Annotated in this window: 17 protein-coding genes; 15 read left to right on the forward strand and 2 right to left on the reverse strand. The window is 57.3% G+C overall.

Annotated features, from left to right (window positions below):
* Positions 1-45 precede the first annotated feature (45 nt).
* The 12 genes from pilM to eno all read left to right on the forward strand — a co-directional run bounded on the left by pilM (position 46) and on the right by eno (position 17,265).
* A complete protein-coding gene (gene pilM / locus JI62_RS13365; RefSeq protein ID WP_088700632.1) occupies positions 46-1,107 on the forward strand; it encodes a type IV pilus assembly protein PilM in 1,062 nt (353 codons plus the stop codon).
* A 10-nt stretch (positions 1,108-1,117) separates the two neighbouring features.
* Positions 1,118-1,690, forward strand: coding sequence for a PilN domain-containing protein (locus JI62_RS13370; protein ID WP_088700633.1), 573 nt, complete (start codon positions 1,118-1,120; stop codon positions 1,688-1,690).
* Positions 1,687-2,346: a type 4a pilus biogenesis protein PilO gene (locus tag JI62_RS13375; RefSeq protein WP_088700634.1), complete on the forward strand. Its 660-nt coding sequence runs from the start codon at positions 1,687-1,689 to the stop codon at positions 2,344-2,346. Before JI62_RS13370 ends, JI62_RS13375 begins: the two co-directional genes overlap by 4 nt.
* A complete protein-coding gene (locus tag JI62_RS13380; protein ID WP_088700635.1) occupies positions 2,343-2,909 on the forward strand; it encodes a pilus assembly protein PilP in 567 nt (188 codons plus the stop codon). The genes JI62_RS13375 and JI62_RS13380 overlap by 4 nt, the downstream gene beginning before the upstream one ends.
* A 14-nt stretch (positions 2,910-2,923) precedes the next feature.
* Positions 2,924-4,978 (forward strand): type IV pilus secretin PilQ, encoded by a 2,055-nt coding sequence (gene pilQ, locus JI62_RS13385; RefSeq protein WP_088700636.1) that lies wholly within the window; start codon positions 2,924-2,926, stop codon positions 4,976-4,978.
* The gene (gene aroK / locus JI62_RS13390) at positions 4,978-5,556 is read left to right on the forward strand and encodes a shikimate kinase AroK (RefSeq protein WP_088700637.1); all 579 of its coding nucleotides are present in this window, start codon (positions 4,978-4,980) and stop codon (positions 5,554-5,556) included. Before pilQ ends, aroK begins: the two co-directional genes overlap by 1 nt.
* Complete coding sequence (gene aroB, locus JI62_RS13395) at positions 5,553-6,659, forward strand: 3-dehydroquinate synthase (RefSeq protein WP_088700638.1); 1,107 nt, start codon at positions 5,553-5,555, stop codon at positions 6,657-6,659. The genes aroK and aroB overlap by 4 nt, the downstream gene beginning before the upstream one ends.
* 544 nt (positions 6,660-7,203) lie before the next feature.
* Positions 7,204-11,646: a glutamate synthase large subunit gene (gltB, locus tag JI62_RS13400; RefSeq protein ID WP_088700639.1), complete on the forward strand. Its 4,443-nt coding sequence runs from the start codon at positions 7,204-7,206 to the stop codon at positions 11,644-11,646.
* Between the two features lie 36 nt (positions 11,647-11,682).
* A complete protein-coding gene (locus JI62_RS13405) occupies positions 11,683-13,101 on the forward strand; it encodes an FAD-dependent oxidoreductase (RefSeq protein ID WP_088700640.1) in 1,419 nt (472 codons plus the stop codon).
* Between the two features lie 262 nt (positions 13,102-13,363).
* Positions 13,364-15,019, forward strand: coding sequence for a CTP synthase (locus JI62_RS13410; RefSeq protein WP_088700641.1), 1,656 nt, complete (start codon positions 13,364-13,366; stop codon positions 15,017-15,019).
* Between the two features lie 12 nt (positions 15,020-15,031).
* A complete protein-coding gene (gene kdsA, locus JI62_RS13415) occupies positions 15,032-15,895 on the forward strand; it encodes a 3-deoxy-8-phosphooctulonate synthase (protein WP_088700642.1) in 864 nt (287 codons plus the stop codon).
* An 80-nt stretch (positions 15,896-15,975) separates the two neighbouring features.
* Positions 15,976-17,265 carry a phosphopyruvate hydratase gene (eno, locus tag JI62_RS13420; RefSeq protein ID WP_088700643.1) on the forward strand — a complete coding sequence of 430 codons (1,290 nt, stop codon included), beginning with the start codon at positions 15,976-15,978 and terminating at the stop codon, positions 17,263-17,265.
* Between the two features lie 523 nt (positions 17,266-17,788).
* On the opposite strand, the gene fdxA is transcribed toward eno, so the two are convergent.
* Positions 17,789-18,112 carry a ferredoxin FdxA gene (gene fdxA, locus JI62_RS13425; protein ID WP_007111508.1) on the reverse strand — a complete coding sequence of 108 codons (324 nt, stop codon included), beginning with the start codon at positions 18,110-18,112 and terminating at the stop codon, positions 17,789-17,791.
* Between the two features lie 289 nt (positions 18,113-18,401).
* Positions 18,402-20,963 (reverse strand): DNA mismatch repair protein MutS, encoded by a 2,562-nt coding sequence (mutS, locus tag JI62_RS13430; RefSeq protein WP_088700644.1) that lies wholly within the window; start codon positions 20,961-20,963, stop codon positions 18,402-18,404.
* 136 nt (positions 20,964-21,099) lie between these two features.
* Between mutS and JI62_RS13435 the strand changes: the two genes are divergently transcribed.
* The 3 genes from JI62_RS13435 to JI62_RS13445 all read left to right on the forward strand — a co-directional run bounded on the left by JI62_RS13435 (position 21,100) and on the right by JI62_RS13445 (position 23,343).
* On the forward strand, positions 21,100-21,633 hold the full coding sequence (locus JI62_RS13435) for a CinA family protein (protein WP_088700645.1): 534 nt from the start codon (positions 21,100-21,102) through the stop codon (positions 21,631-21,633).
* A gap of 135 nt (positions 21,634-21,768) precedes the next feature.
* Positions 21,769-22,839: a recombinase RecA gene (gene recA, locus JI62_RS13440; protein ID WP_088700646.1), complete on the forward strand. Its 1,071-nt coding sequence runs from the start codon at positions 21,769-21,771 to the stop codon at positions 22,837-22,839.
* A gap of 39 nt (positions 22,840-22,878) precedes the next feature.
* Positions 22,879-23,343, forward strand: a complete 465-nt coding sequence (locus JI62_RS13445; protein WP_088700647.1) for a regulatory protein RecX — start codon at positions 22,879-22,881, stop codon at positions 23,341-23,343.
* The last annotated feature ends 34 nt before the right edge of the window (positions 23,344-23,377 follow it).

A 23,377-nucleotide genomic window follows, 5' to 3' on the forward strand; every position in this document is an offset into this window, starting at 1 on the left:
CCACATGTGAAAAATGGGCGATAAGCAGGCGGAGCCAGACCCAATATGCGCTTTCTAAAACCTGGTAAAGGGTTGATCGGCGTCGATATTACCTCGGCGACCGTCAAGCTGCTTGAGCTTAAACAGTGCCATGATAATTACCAAGTAGAAAGCTATGCCGTACGACCACTGCGTGAAGGGGCCGTCGTGGAGCGCCGAATCCGCGATATTGATGACGTGGCCAGCGTGCTTAGCCGCGCCGTGGAGCACGCCAAACCCTCTACCCGTAAAGCGGCGGTGGCTGTTCCCGCCAGCGCCGCAATCACCAAGACGCTTAGCTTCCCTAACGGGCTAAGTGAAGAAGAAATTGAAGAGCGCATCGTGGCCGAATCAGACCGCCATATTCCGTTTCCGTTCAATGAAGTGGCATTTGATTTTGAGTGCCTTGGCCCCGCCCCCTTTGACGATGAGCAGCAGCAGGTGGTGCTGGTTGCCTGTCGGCAGCAGGATGTGACGCAGCTTACCGACACGCTTGAGCGAGCGGGCTTAGAACCCGCGGCAGTGGACGTGGAAACCTTTGCCATGGAGCGTTCACTCGCCGAGTTGCATCGCCAGCTAAATGTAGAGAATGACCCCACCGCCTGCGTTGGGTTGGTGGATATTGGCGCCAATATGAATGCCTTCCACGTCGTTCGTGGTGGGCATATCGTCTATACCCGCGACACCGTGTTTGGCGGCCGCCAGCTCACCGATGCGATTCGTGACCGTTATGACTTAAGCATGGAGGAAGCGGGCTTCGCTAAAAAGCGCGGCGGACTACCCGACGATTACCATGAGCGTGTCCTTAACCCTTTTCTGGAAACCGTAGTGCAGCAGGTGGGGCGCTCCCTGCAGCTTTACTACACCGCCGGACGTCAGCAAGAGGTGAAACACATTGTACTGGCGGGTGGCTCGAGTGTTATTCCCGGGCTTGCCGAGCGCATTGCTGAAGATAGCGGTATGTCGGTGACCATTGCTAACCCTTTCCAGCGCATGCGGGTCAATAAGCGGTTAAATCTTCAGGCCTTAACCAATGATGCCCCGGCAATGCTTACCGCGGGGGGGCTGGCCATGAGGGTTAGTCAATGAGAGTTAACCAATGAGCATGACGATTAACCTGTTGCCCTGGCGGGAAGCGCAGCGTGAACGGCGCACCCGCAAATTCTACGCCGTGGTGGCGGGTATGCTGGTGCTTGGCGTCGTGCTGGGTTTGCTTGTCGCGTATGTTTATCAGCTCAAGCTGGCCGCCCAGCAGCAGCGTAATGCCTTTATTAGTGACCACATCGAGCGTCTTAATACCGATATCGAGGGCGTCTCACACTACGCCAGCGACGCGCAACGGTTAGGCGAGCAGATCGCCGTTTTTCAGGCGCTGCAGGCCGAACGAACGGATGCGGTGCAGCTATTTAATGACGTGGCGGAGAGCGTGGCCAATGGCGTCATTTATCAACGCTTAGCGAAAAACGGTAACAGCGTCAGCGTTACAGCGGTGGCAGGCAGCGAGCGTCAGGTTTCCGAACAGCTGCGCCGTATTGCTGCTCTGCCAGGGTTGGCCGTTCCCTCGCTCTCAGCAGTAGAGAGTGAGCAAGATGGCTCAGGCCGGGTATTTCGTTTTGAAGTGGAGCAGCTCACCGCTCCATTGCCGCAAAGTGTTGAGGAGGCGCTTCCATGACCCTGAACCGGGAGCAGTGGGCGCTTGAGTGGCAGCGTCTGCGCGAGGTTGACTGGCGGGATATGGATGTCAAAGAAGCTGGCAGTTGGCCGTGGCTGTTAAAAGTAGTGTGCTGCTGCTTGGCGCTGCTGGCGGCCTTATGTGTGATGATGTGGTTCGTGGTGAGTGAGCAGCGTGAGGCCTATACGGCGGCCCAGCGCCAGGAGGTCAGGCTGTTGAGCGAATACCGCAGCAAAGCCTCTCAAGCGGCCTTCCTGCCGGAAATGCGCGAGCAGTTGGCGACCCTGGAGGGGCAGATGGGGCGTTTGCGTACCATGCTACCTACCGATGCGGAAATCCCCTCGCTACTGGATAGCATTAGCGACGCTGCCGTCGACAACCGCCTCACCATTGAAACGATTCGGCTGCGCCCAACGCAAACCCAGCCCCACTATATCGAGCAACCGCTGGATATACAGGTGCGCGGTGGCTATCACCAATTGGCGCGCTTTAGTGCTGACATTGCCTCGCTGCCCCGTATGGTGACCCAGCACGATTTTACCCTGGAGCCCGTTGATGGTCGTGGTGACACGCTGCGGCTTTCGCTACTCGCGCGTACCTACCGCTATGTAGAGGAGAGCGAAGCACCCTCTACTGAGGGGGCGGATACGCCATGACCGCTAAACAAAAAACAGCGCCCCCTGCAGTCAGGGCAGTTTCGGCTATTACCCTGGCGTTCTCAGCGGCAGCGCTAACGGGCTGTGCGGATGCCGATTTAGCACAGCTAGAAGATACGTTGGCGGCCATTCGTCACACCCCTGGGGGGCAGCCGCCGGTTATGGCCGTGGCGCTGCCCGAAAGCCAGGAGCTGAGCTACTTGTATAGCGACGGACGTAGCCCCTTTCTGCCGCCAGAGGCGTTGGCGCAGGAGGGCGCCAGTCGTAATGAGGGCGCTCTAGCACCTGACCTGCAGCGCACCCCAGAGCCGCTGGAGCGCTTCTCACTGCAAGAGCTGCGGTTGGTCGGTACCATGCGTATGGGAGGGCGGCAGGTGGCGTTGATTGCCTCCCCGGATGGCAACGTGACCAGCGTGAAAGAGGGTAACTATCTGGGCACCGACTATGGGCGTATTGCCCAAATCAACGCTCAAGAGATACGCGTGACAGAACGGGTGTTCACCCAGCCTGAAGGGTGGCAGGAGCGGCAAGTGTCGCTAGTCATCAACGAAAACAACGAGTAAGCGGATAATAGCTCATGGCAGTTACAGCTTGGCGAATGACTTTCTACATGGCCATGGCCGCACTATTTTCACTATTGCCCTCATTGGCGACTGCCTCGGTGCTGACTGATATTGATGTTCAGCCCGCTGAGAACGGAGGCACCCACCTTGACCTGCGGTTTACGGGCAGCGTTCCGGAGCTGCGCAGCTACCGCTTGGACTCTCCACCCCGGGTGTCGCTGGATTTGGCGGCAACCCAGAGCGGGCTTGCTGATCGGCGCATCAATGTTAATCGTCACGGTATCGAGCAAATTACCGCGCTGGAGGGCAATGGCCGTACGCGTTTGGTGATCAATCTCAGCGAGCCCCAGGCGTTCACGTCCCGCGTGCTGGGGGATCGTCTACGCATTACCTTTGCTGCAGACGCCAGCCGCTCGTCTAATGCTTCTCCCCGTGTCGCTTCAGCGGGGCTTGAAACGGACGAAGGGCCGCAGATTGAACATATTGATTTTCGTCGCGGCCCGGACGGCGCCGGACGGTTGATCGTCACCTTTGATCGCGAAGGCGTCGAGGCCAAGGTGCGGGAAGGCGGGCCCGATCAAGTGATGGTAGATCTGCGCGATGTGGCGATTCCAGACTCGCTGAACCAAGTCTACGATGTCACCGATTTTGCTACCCCCATCACCCGGATTACTCCCCGCGCCAGCCAGGGCGCCACCCAGTTAGCGATCGCCACGCAGGGCGCTTATGCGATGATCTCCTCGCAAAGTGGCCGCACGCTGACCGTAGAAGTTCAGCCCGCCAGTGAGGAGACACAACCCTCCCAGGCGACCGGTGAGCGCTTCACCGGCGAGCGTTTGAGTCTTAACTTTCAGGATATAGAAGTCCGCTCGGTGCTAGCGACGCTGGCCGAATTTACCGGACTAAATTTAGTCGCCAGCGACAGCGTAACGGGGCGTGTGACGCTCAACTTAAACGATGTTCCCTGGGATCAAGCGCTAGCGCTGATTCTGCAAAGCCAGCAGTTATCGAGCCGTGAGCAGGGCAATGTGATTGTGGTGGCCCCCGCCAATGAGCTGGCCGATTTTGAACGCCAGCAGCTAGAGGCGCGTAACCAGCGTGAAACGCTCTCGCCGCTGGTCACCGAGTTTATCGAGATCAAGTATGCCCGGGCCGAAGATTTAGCCCAGCTGCTGCGCGGGGGCGATGGCTTTGGGCTGCTTACCGAACGCGGCCGAGTGAGCGTTGATAACCGCACCAATACACTGCTGGTTCAGGATACCGCCGACCAAGTGCATGATATCGTACGCACCATAGACCGCCTGGACGTGGCCGTCCGCCAGGTACAAATAGAGGCGCGCATTGTCATCGCCAGGGACACCGCTTCCCGCGAACTGGGGGTTAACTGGGGAGTGTCGAGCACCCGCGGCTTTCAAGAGGGGGAAGACGGCACCTTCAGTCGGCGCGATATCAACCCGGATGGCATTAACCGAGCGCAGGGAGGTTTGGCAGTGGATTTAGGCGCCGCCACAGGGCCAGGCACCGGCTTTAGTTTTGGCTACTTATCCGGCGATATCCTGTTGGATCTGGAGCTGCGCGCACTGGAGAGCGAAGGCAAAAGCCAGACTATTTCTCAGCCTAGAATTATTACCGCCAACCAACGTACCGCCAAAATTAGCCAGGGTGAAGAGCGCGCCTTCCAGAGTGTCGATGGCAACGACAACCCGGATACCGAGTTTAAAGAGGCCGTACTTTCGTTGGAAGTCACCCCGCAGATTACTCCGGATAACCGTATTATCATGGATCTGGTGATCAAAAATGATAGTTTCCGTGAATCGGAGTTTGGCGGTGAACCGCCGATAGACACCAATACAATTGAGACCCAGGTGCTGGTGGATAACGGCCAAACGGTGGTGTTAGGCGGAATTTTGACCACCGAAGAGCTGCGCCAAATCGCCAAAACGCCGCTTTTGGGTGATATTCCTTTGCTCGGTAGACTGTTTCGCTATACCGAAGAGAGCAATGAAAAGGTAGAGTTGTTAGTCTTTATTACTCCACGACTCCTAGACGATGGCTTAACGGTTCGCTGATGCAGGATTTACCCAATTTATTTCTCATTGGCCCCATGGGGGCTGGCAAAAGCACTATTGGTCGCCTGTTGGCGGCTGAGCTTGCGCGCCCGTTTTACGACAGTGACCACGCCATCCAAGACCGCTGCGGGGCCGATATCCCGTGGATTTTCGATGTCGAGGGGGAGCAGGGCTTTCGCCTGCGGGAAATTCAGATGATTGATGAGTTAACCCGGCTCTCTCCAGTGGTGGTCGCCACCGGCGGCGGTGCGGTGCTGCGGGAGGAGAATCGCCGCGCACTTCGCGAGCGTGGCACGGTGGTTTATCTGCTGACCACCGTCGACCAGCAGCTCAAACGGACAGCGAAAGATCGCAACCGGCCACTGCTGCAGTGCGCCAATCGCGAGCAGGTGCTCAACGATATGTTTGCCCAGCGCGACCCGCTCTATCGCGCCACCTCGGATATTGCCGTGCGCACCGACCGGCGCAGCCCGCGAGCGGTGGTCAATGAAATTCTGCGCCGGGTGCATCGGCTGGTGGATCCACTGGAGCCCTCATCGTCATCGGCTGGAACGCTTAACCATAAGGTATCGCAATGACCTCGACAGCCAGTACGCAGCGCACCCTTCACGTTGCTTTAGGCGAGCGCAGTTACCCGATTCATATTGGCACCGAGCTGATTGGCCGCGCCGATATGCTAACGCCTTATCTGGCCGGCCAGCAGGTGATGGTGGTGACCAACGAGACTATCGCGCCACTCTACCTGGAAAAGCTCTGCGCCAGCTTGCCGAAGCATCTTGAGGTGCGCACGGTGGTGCTTCCCGATGGCGAGCAGTATAAAACCATCGAGCAGGTCAGCCGTATTTGGGATGCGCTGCTAGAGGCCGGCTTTAACCGCCGCTGCACCCTGATCGCCTTAGGCGGCGGTGTGATTGGCGATATGGTCGGCTACGCCGCCGCTTCTTATCAGCGCGGTGTGGCGTTTATCCAAGTACCCACCACGCTGCTTTCCCAGGTGGATTCGTCGGTGGGGGGCAAGACCGGCGTTAACCATCCACTGGGTAAAAATATGATCGGTGCTTTCTGGCAGCCCAAGGCGGTGCTGGTGGATATTGATTCACTTAAGAGCCTGCCCCGCCGAGAGCTGTCGGCGGGTGTGGCCGAGGTGATTAAGTACGGCTTGATTCGCGACGAAGCGTTTTTAAGCTGGTTGGAAGCCAATATGCCAGCACTGCTTGATGTTGAGCCCGAGGTGGTAGCCGAAGCCATCGCCCGCAGTTGCCAAATCAAAGCCGATATTGTCGCTGAAGATGAAACCGAGCAGGGCGTGCGTGCGCTGTTAAACCTGGGCCACACCTTTGGCCATGCCATTGAGGCCCACCAGGGCTACGGCAACTGGCTGCACGGCGAAGCTGTGGGCGCTGGCATGGCCATGGCGGCCACGCTCTCTAACCGCTTAGGCTGGATCGACGACGCGGCCCTGGCGCGCAGCCTGGCAGTGATTGAGAGCGCCGAGCTGCCGTTGGCGGCACCGGCGAATATGTCCAGCGATGACTTTTTAGCCCGCATGCGGCTGGATAAGAAAAATATCGATACCCGTCTTCGCCTGGTACTGCTTAACGCCTTAGGCGATGCCTGCGTCAGCGATGCCACGCCCACTGATATGCTCCGCACACTGCTGGACGCTTATCCCCGCTGCTGATTGGCCTGGCTAAGTGGCCAATCAGAAGCCTTCAAACACTTCCTCTTAAGGCCTGGGGGTTGCAAACCCGGTCAACTATGCCCGCCCAATGTGCCGCTCTTTAGAAGGAGTGGTTTCATTGGGCGGGTTTTTATTCGCTTGGCTACATCGTGAGCCCATTTGTCGAACGCTGTTTTATATAATCCGTATGCCTTATGCGCTATCGGCATGGGCTTGTAAGCGGTGTTTAGACTAAAGTTTAATGGAAAAAACAAAGCGTTAAAATAGCGTTTTATGCGATTACAAGTGTTTGAAGTATATGTATTTTTTCTTTGAATGAGAATGCAAATGCAGGATTTGAAAAGGGTTTCTGTAACGATGTAAGCGCCAAGAGATTGCGCAAAGCGTGTGCCAATCGCTATGCTGACCGGCCATTTTGTTGCGGCAGCGAACGTGGGAAATACCCCATTCTGGCTAGGTTATAAGCACCATAAAAAAAGCAAAACCTGCCTTTATACCACAAGCACGCTGCTAAAAAAATACGCTGACTAGTAGAGGCACGCCCATGAATAGAGGTCTTCACCAGCCTGGCGAGTTTCGCGATAACTGTGGTTTTGGCCTGATTGCCCATATGGAAGGCCAGGCTAGCCACGACTTGCTGAAAACTGCCATTGAATCCCTGACCTGCATGACCCACCGGGGCGGTATCGCTGCCGACGGCAAAACAGGCGACGGCTGCGGTCTGCTGCTTAAAATGCCTATTCCTTTTATGCAGGCGCTGGCCAAAGAGGCATTTGATGCCGAGCTGGGCGACCGCTTTGCCGTGGGCGTGGTATTTCTACCCAACGATGATGCCCGGGAAACACGTGCCCGCGATACCCTGGTTCGCGAGCTGGAAGCGCGCGGCCTTAACGTGCTGGGCTGGCGCGATGTGCCGACTGATTCCAGTGTGTGTGGCCCCATGGCGTTGGACTGCCTGCCGCGTATTCGTCAGCTATTTGTACAGCCGGGCAACGGCGAACACTTCGACGTTGACCTCTTTATGGCCCGCCGCCGTGCCGAGCAGGCGCTGCGCGATGAAGAGGACTTCTACGTCGCCTCGCTATCGTCTGAAGTGGTCTCCTATAAAGGCCTAGTGATGCCGGAAGACCTGCCGGCGTTCTATCAGGACTTGAACGACCCGCGCCTGGAAACTGCCATCTGCGTGTTCCACCAGCGCTTCTCCACCAATACCGCACCGCGCTGGCCGCTGGCCCAGCCGTTCCGTCTGTTGGCCCACAATGGCGAAATCAACACCATTGAAGCCAACCGTGGCTGGGCGAACTCCCGCAAAGCCAACTTTGTTAACGAGCGTCTGCCGGATATCGCCGAGCTGGATGAAATCGTCAACACCACTGGCTCTGACTCCTCCAGTATGGACAACATGCTGGAAGTGCTGCTGACCGGCGGTATGGAGCTGCACCGCGCGGTACGCATGATGGTGCCGCCCGCCTGGCAGAACGTCGAAACCATGGACGCCGAGCTGCGCGCCTTCTACGAATACAACTCCATGCATATGGAGCCGTGGGACGGCCCTGCGGGCGTGGTGATGACCGACGGCCGTCAAGCGGTGTGTATGCTCGACCGTAACGGCCTGCGCCCGGCGCGCTGGGTAATTACCAAGAATGGCTACATTACCCTGGCCTCTGAAATCGGCACCTACGGCTATAAGCCGGAAGACGTAGTTGCCAAAGGCCGTGTAGGTCCTGGCCAAATGCTCGCCGTGGATACTGAAACCGGCGAAGTGCTGCACACCACCGATATCGATGAACGGTTGAAATCTGCTTATCCCTATAAGCGTTGGTTGAAGCAGGAGGCCAGCTATTTGGAGTCGGCGCTAACCGAACTGGCGCGTTTCCAAACCATGGATGCCGATTCGCTCAACGTTCAGCAGAAGATGTTCCAGGTGAGTTTTGAAGAGCGTGACCAGGTGCTGCGCCCGCTGGCGGAGAGTGGCCAGGAAGCCGTGGGCTCCATGGGTGACGATACCCCCATGGCGGTGCTGTCGAGCCGTCCGCGGCTGCTCACGGATTTCTTCCGTCAGAAGTTTGCCCAGGTCACCAACCCGCCCATCGACCCGCTGCGTGAAGCGATCGTGATGTCGCTGGAAACCTGCTGTGGCGCGGAGCTTAACGTCTTTAAAGCGACGCCCGAGCACGCCCACCGTTTGATCTTGACCACGCCGGTACTGTCCCCGCGCAAGTTTACCGCCCTGGTCAGCCAGGACGACCCGGCCTTTGCCAGCTATACGCTGTCGCTGGGCTATGATCCTGAGCAGCAGAGCCTGCATCAGGCACTGAAGGCGCTGTGTGAAGAAGCCGAAGCTCAGGTGCGCGCCGGTAAAGTCATTCTGGTACTCACCGATGCTGAGCTTGCCAAAGGGTTGATCCCCATTCAGGCCGCCCTGGCCGTGGGTGCCGTGCACTCTCACCTGGGCCGTTTAGCGCTGCGCCCCAATGCCAACATCGTGGTGGAAACCGGCTACGCTCGTGATGCCCACCAAATGGCGGTGCTGTTTGGTGTGGGCGCCACGGCGGTGTATCCGTGGCTCGCCTATCAGGTCATGGCGGATATGCACCGCACCGGCGAACTGACCGGTAACCCGGCGGATGGTCGTGAGAACTACCGTAAAGGGCTACAGAAGGGCCTGTTCAAGATCCTGTCTAAAATGGGTATCTCGACGCTGGCTTCCTACCGTGGCTCAATGCTGTTTGAAGCCGTGGGCTTGGCAGATGAAGTGATGGATCTGTGCTTCGTGGGTATGGCCTCGCGCATTCAGGGCGCCGGTTTTGCCGAGCTGCAGATGCAGCAGGCGCTGTTGGCCAAAGATGCCTGGATTCCCCGTAAAGGCATCTCCCAGGGCGGCATGTTCAAGTATGTCCACGGCCACGAGTATCACGCCTATAACCCCGATGTGGTGATGTCGCTGCAGGCAGCGGTTCAGGAAGGCAGCTACACCAAGTGGAAGAAATTTGCCCAGCTGGTGAACGAGCGGCCTGTGGCCACCATTCGTGACTTGCTCAAGCTCAAGCCTGCTGAGACACCGATTGCGCTGGATGAAGTAGAGCCGGTTGAAGATCTGCTGCCGCGCTTTGATAGCGCCGGTATGTCCTTGGGCGCGCTATCGCCAGAAGCCCACGAAGCGCTGGCCCAGGCCATGAACGAAGCCGGTGGTCGCTCCAACTCCGGTGAGGGCGGTGAAGACCCAGCCCGCTATGGCACCATTCGCAGCTCGAAAATCAAGCAGATCGCCTCGGGCCGCTTTGGCGTTACCCCGGCGTATCTGGTCAATGCGGAAGTGCTGCAGATCAAGGTCGCCCAGGGCGCTAAACCCGGCGAGGGCGGTCAGTTGCCCGGCGGTAAGGTAAACCAGCTGATTGCCCGGCTGCGCTACGCGGTACCCGGTGTGACGCTGATTTCACCGCCGCCCCACCACGATATTTACTCTATCGAAGATTTGGCTCAGCTGATTTTTGACCTTAAGCAGGTCAATCCGGATGCCCAGGTGTCGGTGAAGCTGGTCTCCGAGCCGGGGATCGGCACGATCGCCACCGGCGTGGCCAAGGCTTACGCGGATCTGATTACCGTATCAGGCTACGACGGCGGTACAGCGGCCAGCCCGCTGACCTCGATCAAACACGCCGGTTCCCCCTGGGAACTGGGGCTGCCGGAAGTGCACCAGGCGCTGCGGATCAACGGCCTGCGCGACAAGATTCGCCTGCAGACCGATGGCGGCCTGAAAACCGGGCTGGATGTGGTCAAAGCGGCGATTCTCGGCGCCGAGAGTTTCGGCTTTGGCACCGCCCCCATGGTGGCACTGGGCTGTAAGTACCTGCGTATCTGTCACCTCAATAACTGCGCCACCGGGGTCGCCACTCAGGATGACTTCCTGCGCGGCGAGCACTTCCGCGGCACGGTGGACATGGTCAAGAACTACTTCCGCTTTATCGCTGAAGAAGTGCGTGAGTTGATGGCCATGCTGGGCGTGCGCAAGCTGACTGATTTGATTGGGCGTACCGACCTGCTGGAAGTACTGGAAGGCAATACCGCTTCCCAGCGCAAGCTCGATCTAACGCCGCTGCTGGCCAATGATTTTGTACCCAAAGATGCGCCGCAGTTCTGCAGGGTTAGCCGCAACGTGCCCCACGATCCGGGCGCTAAAAACCAGGAAGTCCTGGCGGCGCTGAAAGATGCTATTGAAAGCCAGTCGGGCGGTGAGTTTGATTTCACCATTACCAACTGTGACCGCAGTGTGGGCGCACTCACCTCTGGTGCTATCGCCAAACGCTACGGTGAAGAGGGGTTGGAAGCGGCACCGGTTACGGCAAACTTTGTCGGTGTGGCGGGGCAGAGCTTCGGGGTGTGGAATGCCCGTGGTTTGAACCTCTTCCTGGAAGGGGACGCCAACGACTACGTCGGCAAGGGCATGAACGGCGGCAGTATCGTCATTGTGCCGCCCAAAGTCAGTCAGTTTGAGAGCCATAAAACCGCCATTATCGGCAACACCTGCCTTTACGGTGCCACCGGTGGGACGCTGTTCGCCGCCGGTACCGCGGGCGAGCGCTTTGCAGTGCGTAACTCGGGCGCTTCCGCGGTGATCGAGGGTGCAGGCGACCACTGCTGCGAATATATGACTGGCGGTCTGGTCTGCGTACTCGGTGAGACAGGCGTGAACTTCGGTGCGGGCATGACCGGTGGGTTTGCCTATGTGTTGGATGAAGAGCGCACCTTCGTGGACAAGTACAACCACGAATTGGTCGAAATTCACCGTGTTAACACTGAAGCGATGGAGGCGTATCGTCGTCACCTGCGTGAAATGATCGAAGCCTATGTGGCCGCGACGGGATCCGCGCGTGGGGCGGCTATTTTGGAAGACTTCAGCGACTATGCGCGCCACTTCTGGCTGGTGAAGCCAAAAGCGGCCAGTCTGGGTAGTTTGCTGGATCAGTCTCGGCGTCAGCCGCAATAACCCGCTTATGCCCCTCACGCTGACAGGAGAGAGATCATGGCTAACCGTTTAAATAACGATTTTCAGTTTGTCGATGTGGGTCGTCAGGATCCACAGAAGAAAGATGCCCGTACTCGTGCTAAAGAGTTTGCGGAAATTTACGAACCGTTCAAGCCCACTGATGCGGCCAGTCAGGCGCATCGCTGCCTGCACTGCGGTAACCCGTACTGCGAGTGGAAGTGCCCGGTGCACAACTACATTCCCAACTGGCTACAGCTGGTGGTGGAAGGCAACATTATTGAAGCCGCTGAGCTGTCGCACAAAACCAACTCGCTGCCCGAAGTGTGTGGTCGCGTGTGCCCCCAGGATCGCCTGTGCGAAGGCGACTGCACGCTAAATGACGGCTTTGGCGCGGTGACGATTGGTTCGGTGGAGAAGTACATCACCGATACCGCGTTCGCCATGGGCTGGCGCCCGGATATGTCCCACGTCACCTGGACAGATAAAAAAGTCGCCATCATTGGTGCAGGCCCGGCGGGCCTGGGCTGTGCCGATATTCTGGCGCGTAACGGCGTTAAGCCGGTGGTGTTTGATAAGTACCCGGAAATTGGCGGCCTGCTGACCTTTGGTATTCCTGAGTTTAAGCTGGAAAAGAGCGTGATGGAGCGCCGCCGGGCGGTCTTTGAGGAGATGGGCGTCGAGTTCCGCCTGAATACCGAGATTGGTACCGATATCGAGTTTGAGACCCTAATGCAGGAGTACGACGCGGTCTTCCTGGGCATGGGGACTTACAAGTACATGGAAGGCGGCTTCCCCGGTGAAGACCTGCCCGGCGTGTACAAGGCCCTCGACTTCCTGATTGCCAACGTCAACCGCTGCCTGGGCTTTGAAAAAGACCCGAACGACTACATCTCCATGGAGGGTAAGCGCGTGGTGGTGCTGGGCGGCGGCGATACGGCGATGGACTGTAACCGTACCTCGATTCGTCAAAACGCCACCAGCGTGACCTGTGCGTACCGTCGTGACGAGGGCAACATGCCGGGGTCGCGCCGTGAAGTCTCCAATGCTCGTGAAGAGGGCGTTGAGTTTCTGTTCAACCGTCAGCCGGTGGCGGTCGTCGGTGAAGAGAAGGTCGAAGGCGTGAAAGTTGTGCGCACACGCTTGGGCGAGCCGGATGAAAACGGCCGTCAGCGGCCTGAAGTAGTGCCCGGCTCTGAAGAGATCATTGCGGCGGATGCCGTGGTGATCGCTTTCGGCTTCCAGGCCAGCCCAGCGCCCTGGTTCGATAGCGCCAATATTCAGGTCGACGAACGCGACCGCGTCACCGCGCCAGAGCACGGCCAGTACGCTTTTCAGACCAGCAACGAAAAAATCTTTGCCGGTGGCGATATGGTGCGCGGTTCTGATTTGGTGGTCACGGCAATTTACGAAGGCCGCCAGGCTGCAGAAGGCATTCTGGACTACCTGGGCGTATAGATCGTGTCTGATGCATAGAGCATCTCCAGGGATAGGTCGTAGCGAGGGTCTTTTGTCATGGATGACAAAAGTAGCGCCCAGGGATGGGTTCACAGCGCCCTCGCGGAGACCTATCGCTGGGGCGGTTGCACAAGTGTGATTGAGGTGAGTAGTTTTGGCTGCTCAGTTCAAATTGAGCCTTAGGTCGTAATCTGCTAGTCTGTCGACCCATCCTGGCGTGGCTTTCTGCCGTGCCTTCTGATCACGTTTCGACAGGTTATCCATGACACGATATATCTTCGTGACCGGCGGCGTTGTGTCCTCTCTTGGCAAGGGCATCGCCTCCGCCTCGCTTGCGGCGATTTTAGAGGCCCGCGGCCTTAAGGTCACCATGCTCAAGCTCGACCCGTACATCAACGTGGATCCGGGCACTATGAGCCCCTTCCAACACGGTGAGGTGTTCGTCACCGAAGATGGCGCCGAAACCGATCTTGATCTCGGCCATTACGAGCGCTTTATCCGTACCAAAATGACTCAGCGCAACAACTTTACGACCGGTCGTGTCTACGAACACGTACTGCGTAAAGAGCGCCGTGGCGACTACCTAGGCGGTACCGTTCAGGTGATCCCGCATATCACTGATGAGATCAAGCAGCGCGTGTACGCGGGCGGTGAAGGCTTTGATGTGGCGCTGGTAGAGATCGGCGGCACGGTCGGTGATATCGAATCGCTGCCCTTCCTGGAGTCGATTCGCCAAATTCGTAGCGAGCAGGGCGCCAACCGCGCGCTGTTTATGCACCTGACCCTGGTGCCCTACATCAAAACGGCGGGTGAGACCAAAACCAAACCGACCCAGCACAGCGTTAAAGAGCTGCGCTCCATCGGTATCCAGCCTGATATTCTGATTTGCCGCAGCGAAGTAGAGCTCGAAGAGAGCGAGCGGCGCAAAATCGCCCTGTTCACCAACGTCGAAGAGCGTGCCGTGGTACCGCTTCAGGATGCCGATACGATTTATCGCATTCCATTGATGCTCCACGAACACGGCCTGGACGAGATCGTTTGCGACAAGCTGCGCCTTGAAGCGCCCGAAGCCGATCTCTCCGAATGGGTGAAGGTGCTGGATGCCAAGCTCAACCCGCTCAAGTCCGTTAGCATCGCCATGGTGGGTAAGTACATGGAGCTGCTGGATGCCTATAAGTCGCTCAACGAAGCGCTGATTCACGCCGGTATCCAGGGCCGTATCAAGGTCAACGTCGACTATATTGACTCTGAAGATATCGAGCGCCACGGCACCGAGCGTCTGGCAGGTAAAGACGCCATTCTGGTGCCCGGGGGCTTTGGCGAGCGCGGCGTAGAAGGCAAAATTATGACCGCTCAATTCGCCCGCGAAAACAACGTGCCCTATTTAGGTATTTGCCTGGGCATGCAGGTAGCGGTGATTGAGTTCGCCCGTAACGTCGCAGGCTGGAAGGATGCCAACTCCACCGAGTTCACCCACGACACCCAGCATCCGGTGGTCGGGTTGATTACAGAGTGGCTGAGCCCGGAAGGCAAAATCGAGCTGCGCGATGCGGCGTCCGATTTAGGCGGCACCATGCGCTTAGGGGGCCAGGTGTGCCACTTGGCATCGGGTTCTAAAGCACGTGAGGCCTATGGCTCCGAAGAGATTGTGGAGCGCCATCGCCACCGCTTTGAGGTTAATAACCAGTTTATCGATGAGCTTGAAAAAGCCGGGCTGGTTATCTCGGGTAAGAGCGTTGATCAGTCGCTGGTGGAAATGGTCGAGTTAGCGGATCACCCCTGGTACGTGGCCTGTCAGTTCCATCCAGAGTTCACGTCGACGCCCCGTGATGGACACCCACTGTTCTCGGGCTTTGTTAACGCCGCCCTGGATCACAAAACAGCGCGTAGTCGTGCCCATGCGAATGCGCAGGAATAAGAGGGCAAAAGCATGGCTTCTCAAGATGGATCGCAAGAGCGCCATATTAACGTTGCCGGCTTAACCGCCGGCAACTCCTTGCCGCTAATGTTGTTGGGCGGTATGAACGTGCTGGAGTCTGCGGAGCTTGCCGACGAAGTCGCCCAAGCCTATGTGACGGTGACCCAGAAGCTGGGGTTGCCCTATGTTTTCAAGGCCAGCTTCGATAAAGCCAACCGTAGCTCCATCCACTCCTACCGTGGCCCAGGTATTGAAAAAGGGCTGCAGATTCTTGCCGATATCAAAGCCCGCCACAACGTGCCGATCATTACCGATGTGCACGAGCCGTGGCAGGCGCAAGCAGCCGCTGAAGTGGCTGATATTATTCAACTGCCGGCTTTCCTGGCTCGCCAAACCGATTTGGTGGTTGCCATGGCTAAAACCGGTGCCGTCATCAATATCAAAAAGCCGCAGTTTTTGGCGCCCCATGAAATGCGCCATATCCTCAACAAGTTCCAGGAAGCGGGTAACGATCAGCTGATGCTCTGCGAGCGTGGCTCAAGCTTTGGTTACAACAATCTGGTTGTGGATATGCTCGGCTTTGGTGATATGAAGCAGACCGGCTATCCGGTATTTTTTGATGTGACCCATGCGCTGCAACGCCCTGGTGGACGGGCCGACAGTGCAGACGGGCGCCGCGCACAGGTGGCGGAGTTAGCGCGTGCAGGTGTGGCTGTCGGCCTTGCCGGGCTGTTTTTAGAGGCCCACCCTGACCCAGACAACGCCAAGTGCGATGGCCCCTGTGCGCTGCCGCTGGATCAGCTAGAGCCGTTCTTAACTCAGCTTGTGCAGCTGGATGCGCTGGTCAAGGGGTTTGGACCGTTAACCATTCGCTAAGCTGTTTTTGCTAATCAGAGCCTCGTTGAGTAGGGCGTTATATTAATAATTTTATCTAACTAACAGGAAAGGACACTGCCATGACCAAAATTGTTGCTATCAGTGCGTTGGAAGTGCTGGATTCACGCGGTAACCCCACCGTGCAGGCGCATGTACGCCTTGCCAGTGGCGCTGTCGGCGAAGCCTGTGCACCCAGTGGTGCCTCAACCGGCTCCCGGGAAGCGTTAGAGCTGCGCGACGGCGATAAGTCGCGCTACCTGGGTAAAGGCGTGCTGAAAGCAGTCGATGCGGTCAATGGCAAAATTCGTGATGCGCTGCTGGGTATGGATGCCCGTGACCAACGTGGCCTGGACGATGCCATGCTGGCGCTGGACGGCACCGAGAACAAAGCGAATTTGGGCGCTAACGCCATTCTAGCCGTCTCGCTGGCTGCCGCTAAAGCCGCTGCTAACGCCAAAGGCGTGCCGCTGTATGCCCATATTGCTGAGCTTTATGGTCAGCCGGGTCAGTACAGCATGCCGGTTCCGATGATGAATATCATCAACGGCGGCGAGCACGCGGATAATAACGTCGATATCCAGGAATTTATGGTGCAGCCAGTGGGCGCGCCTAACTTCCGCGAAGGGCTGCGCATGGGCGCGGAAATTTTCCATGCGCTGAAGAAAGTGCTCGCGGCGAAAGGGCTCTCCACCTCCGTGGGTGACGAGGGCGGCTTTGCGCCTAATCTGGCCTCTAACGCTGATGCGCTGGCGGTGATTAAACAGGCCGTGGCAGATGCAGGTTACGTGCTGGGTAAAGACGTTACCTTGGCGCTGGATTGTGCGTCTTCCGAATTCTATAAAGACGGCCAGTACAACCTTTCTGGTGAAGGCAAAAGCTATGATGCCCAAGGCTTTACCGATTACTTGGCAGGCCTGTGTGCGGACTATCCCATTGTCTCTATCGAAGACGGCATGGATGAATCCGATTGGGCGGGTTGGAAAGCGCTGACCGACAAGCTGGGCGATAAAGTGCAGCTGGTGGGCGATGACCTCTTCGTCACCAACACCAAGATTCTCAAGCGTGGTATTGATGAGCAGATCGGTAACTCTATCCTGATCAAGTTCAACCAGATCGGCTCGCTTTCTGAGACGCTGGATGCCATCAAGATGGCACAGGATGCGGGCTTTACTGCGGTTATTTCTCATCGCTCCGGTGAAACCGAAGATACCACCATTGCCGATTTGGCAGTGGGTACCTGTGCAGGGCAGATCAAAACGGGTTCCCTGTGCCGCTCTGACCGGGTTGCCAAGTACAACCGTTTGCTGGTGATTGAAGCGGAGCTTGGTGAGGTAACCTACCCAGGTTTGAAGGCAATTAAGGGGCAGTAAAAACCAATTTCGAGCGAATTTTGAGATGCGTTTGTAAGAGATGTCTCAAAATTTTGTAAGAGATATCTTACAAATGCCGACGAAATTCGCTCGTTTTGGGTAAGAAATTGCCTATTTTTTCGCTAACTTAACTTTAAGTTCCTGTTTTTATTGATTTTTAAAAAATAAGGCGAGCCGCAAAGGCTCGCCTTTTTGCATTTTGGCTTTGTTGAGAAGCCGCTGTGATATGCCACAATGCATTCAGGACTAGGGGAGGCAAGGACGCTTCAGTCAGGATGCAGCGGGATGTAGGTCAGATGCGCCGGGTGATACAGTGAGGTAAGTCCCGGCAAGGATGTCATCTGAGGAGGTTGATCCAGGGAGTGGTCAGAGGAAGTGCTTGGAGCGGGCGGCCTACGGGCCGCCTTTTTTTGTCTGGGTTTTGGCAACACGATTTTTGACGACCCACTATCGGCGACACAATAAAAAAAACCAGCGAGGTCGCTGGTTTTAAAGAGAAGTGCTAATGAGTGGATAGTCAGCCTTAGCGCTCTAATTTCTCAAGCTTACCTGGCTTGCCATCCCACTCTTCGGCGTCCGGCAACGGATCTTTTCTTTCGGCAATGTTCGGCCACACTTCGGCCATTTCAGCATTAATCTCGATAAAGGCCTCTTGCCCATCCGGCAGCTCATCCTCGGAGAATATCGCCTCAGCGGGGCACTCGGGCTCACACAGCGCGCAGTCGATACACTCGTCCGGATGAATGACCAGGAAGTTTGGGCCCTCGTAGAAACAGTCGACCGGGCAGACTTCCACACAGTCGGTGTATTTGCACTGGATGCAGTTCTCGGTAACGACAAACGTCATCTTGCTATCCCTCTTGCAGGGCCGAGAGTCTCTCAGCCATGGTCAATCGTGAATGGTTATAAATCAGCCGTTTTTTATAAGCTAAAAGTTTGAGCGACATTCTAGAGGTGCGCCTACCTGTCGGCAAGCGCCATATGATTCCAGTTGGTAGCAATGCCAGTACAGGTTTCCGCGAGGGCGCTGTAAACCCATCCTTGGGCGCTACTTTTTCCATCCTTGGAAAAAGACCCTCGCTCCAACCTGCCCTGGCATTAGAAGCTTACTTATGGTCTTCCAAGTATGAGTACTATTAGATCAGGTCTCGCCACTGATACAACAGTGCAAGTGCTTCCCGCGGTGTTAAACCATCCATATCAACATTTTCCAACGCCTCGACCACCGGATGCGGCGCGGCGGCGAACAGATCGTTTTGCTGGGGAGCGGTTCGCGGCGCCTGCGCTGTGTTATCCACATCGCGCTGCTCCAAACTTATTAATTTCTCGCGGGCACGCTTAATCACATGGTTAGGCACACCCGCTAGCTGCGCCACCTGCAAACCGTAGCTCTGGCTGGCCGGGCCCGCTTCGATGCGGTGCATAAACACAATGCTGTCGCCATGTTCGGTGGCCGTGAGGTGGATATTGGCCACGCCTTCCATATGCTCAGGGAGCGCCGTCATTTCAAAGTAGTGGGTCGCGAACAGGGTTAGCGCACGCCCCTTGGCGAGATGCTCCGCACTTGCCCAGGCCAGGGATAAACCGTCAAAGGTGCTGGTGCCGCGGCCAATCTCATCCATCAGGATCAAACTTTGCTGGGTGGCGTTGTGCAGAATATTGGCGGTTTCAGTCATCTCCACCATAAAGGTAGAGCGCCCGCCCGCCAAGTCATCCGATGAGCCAATGCGGGTAAATATTCGATCCAGCGGGCCGATCTCGGCGGCATCGGCGGGCACGAAGCTACCGCAGTGGGCCAGTAGGGCGATGAGCGCCGTCTGACGCATATAGGTCGATTTACCGCCCATATTGGGGCCGGTAATAATCAACATATGCTGGTCAGGATTGAGCGTCACGTCGTTGGGCACAAAGGGAGTTTCGCTCACCTGCTCGACCACCGGGTGGCGCCCCGCGTCGATTTGAATACCGGTGGTTTCAGTGAGTGTCGGGCGCACCCAGTTCAGCGCCTCGGCGCGTTCGGCAAAGGCGCACAGCACGTCCAGTTCCGCTAAGGCTTGAGAAGTGCTTTGCAGCGCGTGAAGGCTGTTATTGAGATCGCCCAGCAGGCGGTCATAGAGCCATTTTTCACGGGTGAGCGCTCGGGACTTGGCCGACAGCGCCTTATCTTCAAACTCTTTAAGCTCGGGAATAATAAACCGCTCAGCGTTTTTTAGCGTTTGACGGCGGATATAGTCGGCAGGCGCCTGCTGAGCCTGGGAGCGCGGCAGCTCGATAAAGTAGCCGTGTACCCGGTTATAGCCCACTTTGAGGTTGGCAAGGCCCGTGCGCTCGCGCTCGCGCAGCTCTAGCTGAATAAGGTAGTCACCAGCGTTCTCGGCCATGCCGCGATGCTCATCAAGTTCAGCATCAAAACCGTCGGCAATCACCCCGCCATCGCGGATCACCACTGGCGGGTTTTCCACCAGCGCGCGGCTGAGCATATCGGCCATTTCCGGGTAGGGACGAATATGCGGGCGCAGGTTGTCCAAAGCGCTGCCGCTCTCTACCTCGCTTAGCTGCTGCTCCAGTTCAGGCAGCGTTACCAGTGCATCGCGAAGCCGTGCCAAATCTCGTGGGCGAGCGCTATACAAGGCTACGCGAGCGAGAATGCGCTCCACGTCGCCCACCGCGCTTAACGTTTCGCGCAGTGGCATATAGGCGGCATCCAAGCTTAACAGCGCCACCCCTGCATGGCGCCCCTGCACGATATCGCGTTGGCGTAGCGGGCGGTTGAGCCAGCGCTTGAGCAGCCGCGAACCCATGGCGGTGGTGCAGGTATCCAGCACACTGGCCAGGGTGTTATCGCTACTACCGCCCAGGTTGATGTCGATTTCCAGATTGCGGCGGCTGGCAGCGTCGATCACCACCGCATCGTCGCGGTTCTCAACGCTGATGGCGGTTACATGGGGCAGGCGCGAGCGCTGAGTGTCCCGGGCGTAATCGATCAGCACCCCGGCGGCAATGAGCGCAGAGGTTAAGTGTGCACAGCCAAAGCCGCGTAAATCCTGCACTTCAAACTGGTCGCAGAGGCTGCGAGTAGCGCTCTCCAAGTCAAATAGCCACTCCCCCTGGCGGCGCAGGCTGCGCTTTTGCGACCAGGTATCGGGTAGCGTCAGGCTTTCGGGCACCAGTAGTTCGGCGGGAGAGAGGCGAGTGAGCTCCGCCAGCATCTCCGCTTCGCTCTCCACTTCCAGTACGTTAAAACGCCCGCTGGAGAGCTCCAACCAAGCAAGGCCCCAGCGCTCTCTCCCTGGTGTAACGGAGACCAAGACGTTGTCACGACGTGCATCAAGCAGCGCTTCATCGTGGAGCGTCCCGGGGGTGACGATACGTACCACCTGGCGCTCGACGGGGCCTTTACTGGTGGCGGGATCGCCAATCTGCTCGCAGATCGCCACCGACTCGCCACCGGCGACCAGACGCGCGAGATAGCCTTCAGCGCTATGGTAAGGTACGCCCGCCATGGGGATCGGTTTGCCGCCCGACTGGCCGCGCTGGGTAAGGGTAATATCCAGCAGCGCGGCGGCGCGCTTGGCGTCGTCGAAAAACAGTTCGTAAAAATCCCCCATGCGGTAGAACAGCAGTACCTCGGGGTGCTCGCGTTTGATCTTTAAATACTGGGTGATCATTGGCGTGTTGGCGGGAATAGCCTGTGACATGGGCATCCTGATTAAGCGTAGCGCAAACCATTACGGCTTACGGCGTGTTCGTTGAGCCAGTTCTTGGTTCAAGTTCTTTGAGCAAGCTAAACGCAGTATTCTACGCTGAACAGACGACACACTTGAAGGAGCGAAGATAGTGCCCAGCGAAACTAGCCTGAAAAATCTTGATTTAACCCTGTTGGCTCAGCGGCTAGGGCGGCTGTGTAAGCAGTTGGGTGTGGAAGTGACCGCTGCTGAGTCATGTACAGGGGGCGGCGTTGCCAGCGCTATTACCTCCACTGCGGGAAGCTCTGCTTACTTTACGACCGGCTATGTGACCTATGCGAATGCGGCTAAAACACGTTTGTTAGGCGTGCCTGAAGCCACGCTGGCCGAGCACGGTGCGGTCAGCGAAGAAGTGGTTAATGCCATGGTTGCAGGGGCCTGCCGTGAAAGTGGTGCAGGATTGGCCGTTGCCGTTAGCGGCGTGGCCGGGCCGGATGGTGGCAGCGATGCGAAGCCCGTTGGGACGGTTTGGCTCGCCTGGGGAGATACCGCTGCCCAGGAGGCTGAGTGTTTTCACTTCCCGGGCGATCGCCAGGCAGTGCGCGAGCAGGCGGTACGTCAGGCCTTGGTAGGGCTGGAGGCGCGCCTGAATGAGCGGGAAAAGGCGAGCAAGACGCACTAGTGGTAAGGAAAAGGCGCTTATCCAGAAAGGCGCTTAACAAAATAGATGAGAGAAAGCGTGATCAAGGATTTGTTTACGGCGCAATCTTTGGCATACTACTGGCTAATTATACAGCTTGTTATGAGGAATCTCTGAATGGCTCAGGATGACAACCGCACTAAAGCGCTAAACGCTGCACTCACCCAAATCGACCGTCAGTTCGGCAAGGGCACCGTTATGCGTCTAGGCGACGCGCCGCGTGTCGTCATGCCGTCGGTTTCCACCGGATCATTGGGTCTGGATATCGCTCTCGGCATCGGCGGCCTGCCGTTTGGCCGCGTGTGCGAAATCTTTGGCCCCGAGTCGTCGGGTAAAACGACCCTGACCCTATCGGTGATTGCTCAGGCACAAAAGCAGGGCAAAGTGTGTGCCTTCGTGGATGCCGAGCACGCTCTTGACCCCAGCTATGCAGAAAAGCTGGGCGTTAACCTCGATGACTTACTGGTTTCCCAGCCGGACACCGGTGAGCAGGCGCTGGAAATTACCGACATGCTGGTACGCTCCGGCGGTGTTGATGTGATTGTTATTGACTCGGTGGCCGCGTTGACCCCGCGCGCTGAAATCGAAGGCGAGATGGGCGACTCCCACGTCGGGCTGCAGGCGCGTTTGATGTCCCAGGCGCTGCGTAAGATCACCGGTAATATCAAAAACGCCAACTGCCTGGTGATCTTCATCAACCAGATCCGCATGAAGATCGGTGTCATGTTCGGTAGCCCTGAAACCACCACGGGTGGTAACGCGCTGAAGTTCTACGCCAGCGTGCGTCTGGATATTCGCCGCACTGGATCGGTAAAAGTGGGTGATGAAGTCACCGGTAACGAAACCCGCGTGAAAGTAGTCAAAAACAAGGTGGCACCGCCATTCCGTCAGGCTGAATTCCAGATTCTTTACGGTAAGGGTATCTACCACGCCGGTGAGGTCATCGACCTGGGCGTGCAGTGCAACCTGGTCGACAAAGCCGGTGCCTGGTACAGCTATAAAGGTAAGAAAATCGGTCAGGGTAAAGCCAATTCAGCGCTCTACCTGGAAGAGCACCCGGAAATTATGCTCGAAATCGAAACGCAGATTCGTGAGCAGCTCTTGGCCAAGCCTGATCCTAAAAAGGAGAAGGAAGATGCGCCGGCCGAAGCAGCAGAATTGGACGCGGGCGATGACGATCTGCTCTAAGATGATGCTAGCGAAGCCGATGTTAGCGAAGAGCATCTGATGGCCTTTAGCTCCCAGCGCGATGCCACGCCCCGTGACATCGCCATTGGCTTACTGGCTCGGCGCGAATACTCCCGCGCCGAGCTTGCCCAGCGGTTGAAGAAAAAATCCTTCGACGATGCCGCTATCGATGAGTGCTTGGACACCTTGGTCGAACAAGGGCTGCAGTCTGACGCTCGCTTTGCGGCCAGTTTCGTACGCACGCGTATTCTGCGCGGCCAAGGCGTTATTCGTATTAAAGGCGAGTTGCGCCAGCGGGGCGTTGACCAGGAAACCCTTACCACCGCTTTTGAAGAGGTGGAGGAGGGCGAGCAGGTCGACTGGTTTGAGCTAGCCCGGGAAACCCTGGCGCGGCGCTTTGATAGCCCTGGTGAGACCCCCAAAGAGCGCGCTAGACGCGAGCGCTTTCTCGCTAGCCGCGGCTTCGATTTTGAGCAAATTCGCTACGCGCTCTCCTGCCTCTAATACGTTTTCTACAGCCCGTAAACCGTCCCCTCTT

The sequence above is a fragment of the Halomonas campaniensis genome (genome assembly GCF_002211105.1).
Taxonomy (GTDB): domain Bacteria; phylum Pseudomonadota; class Gammaproteobacteria; order Pseudomonadales; family Halomonadaceae; genus Vreelandella; species Vreelandella campaniensis_A.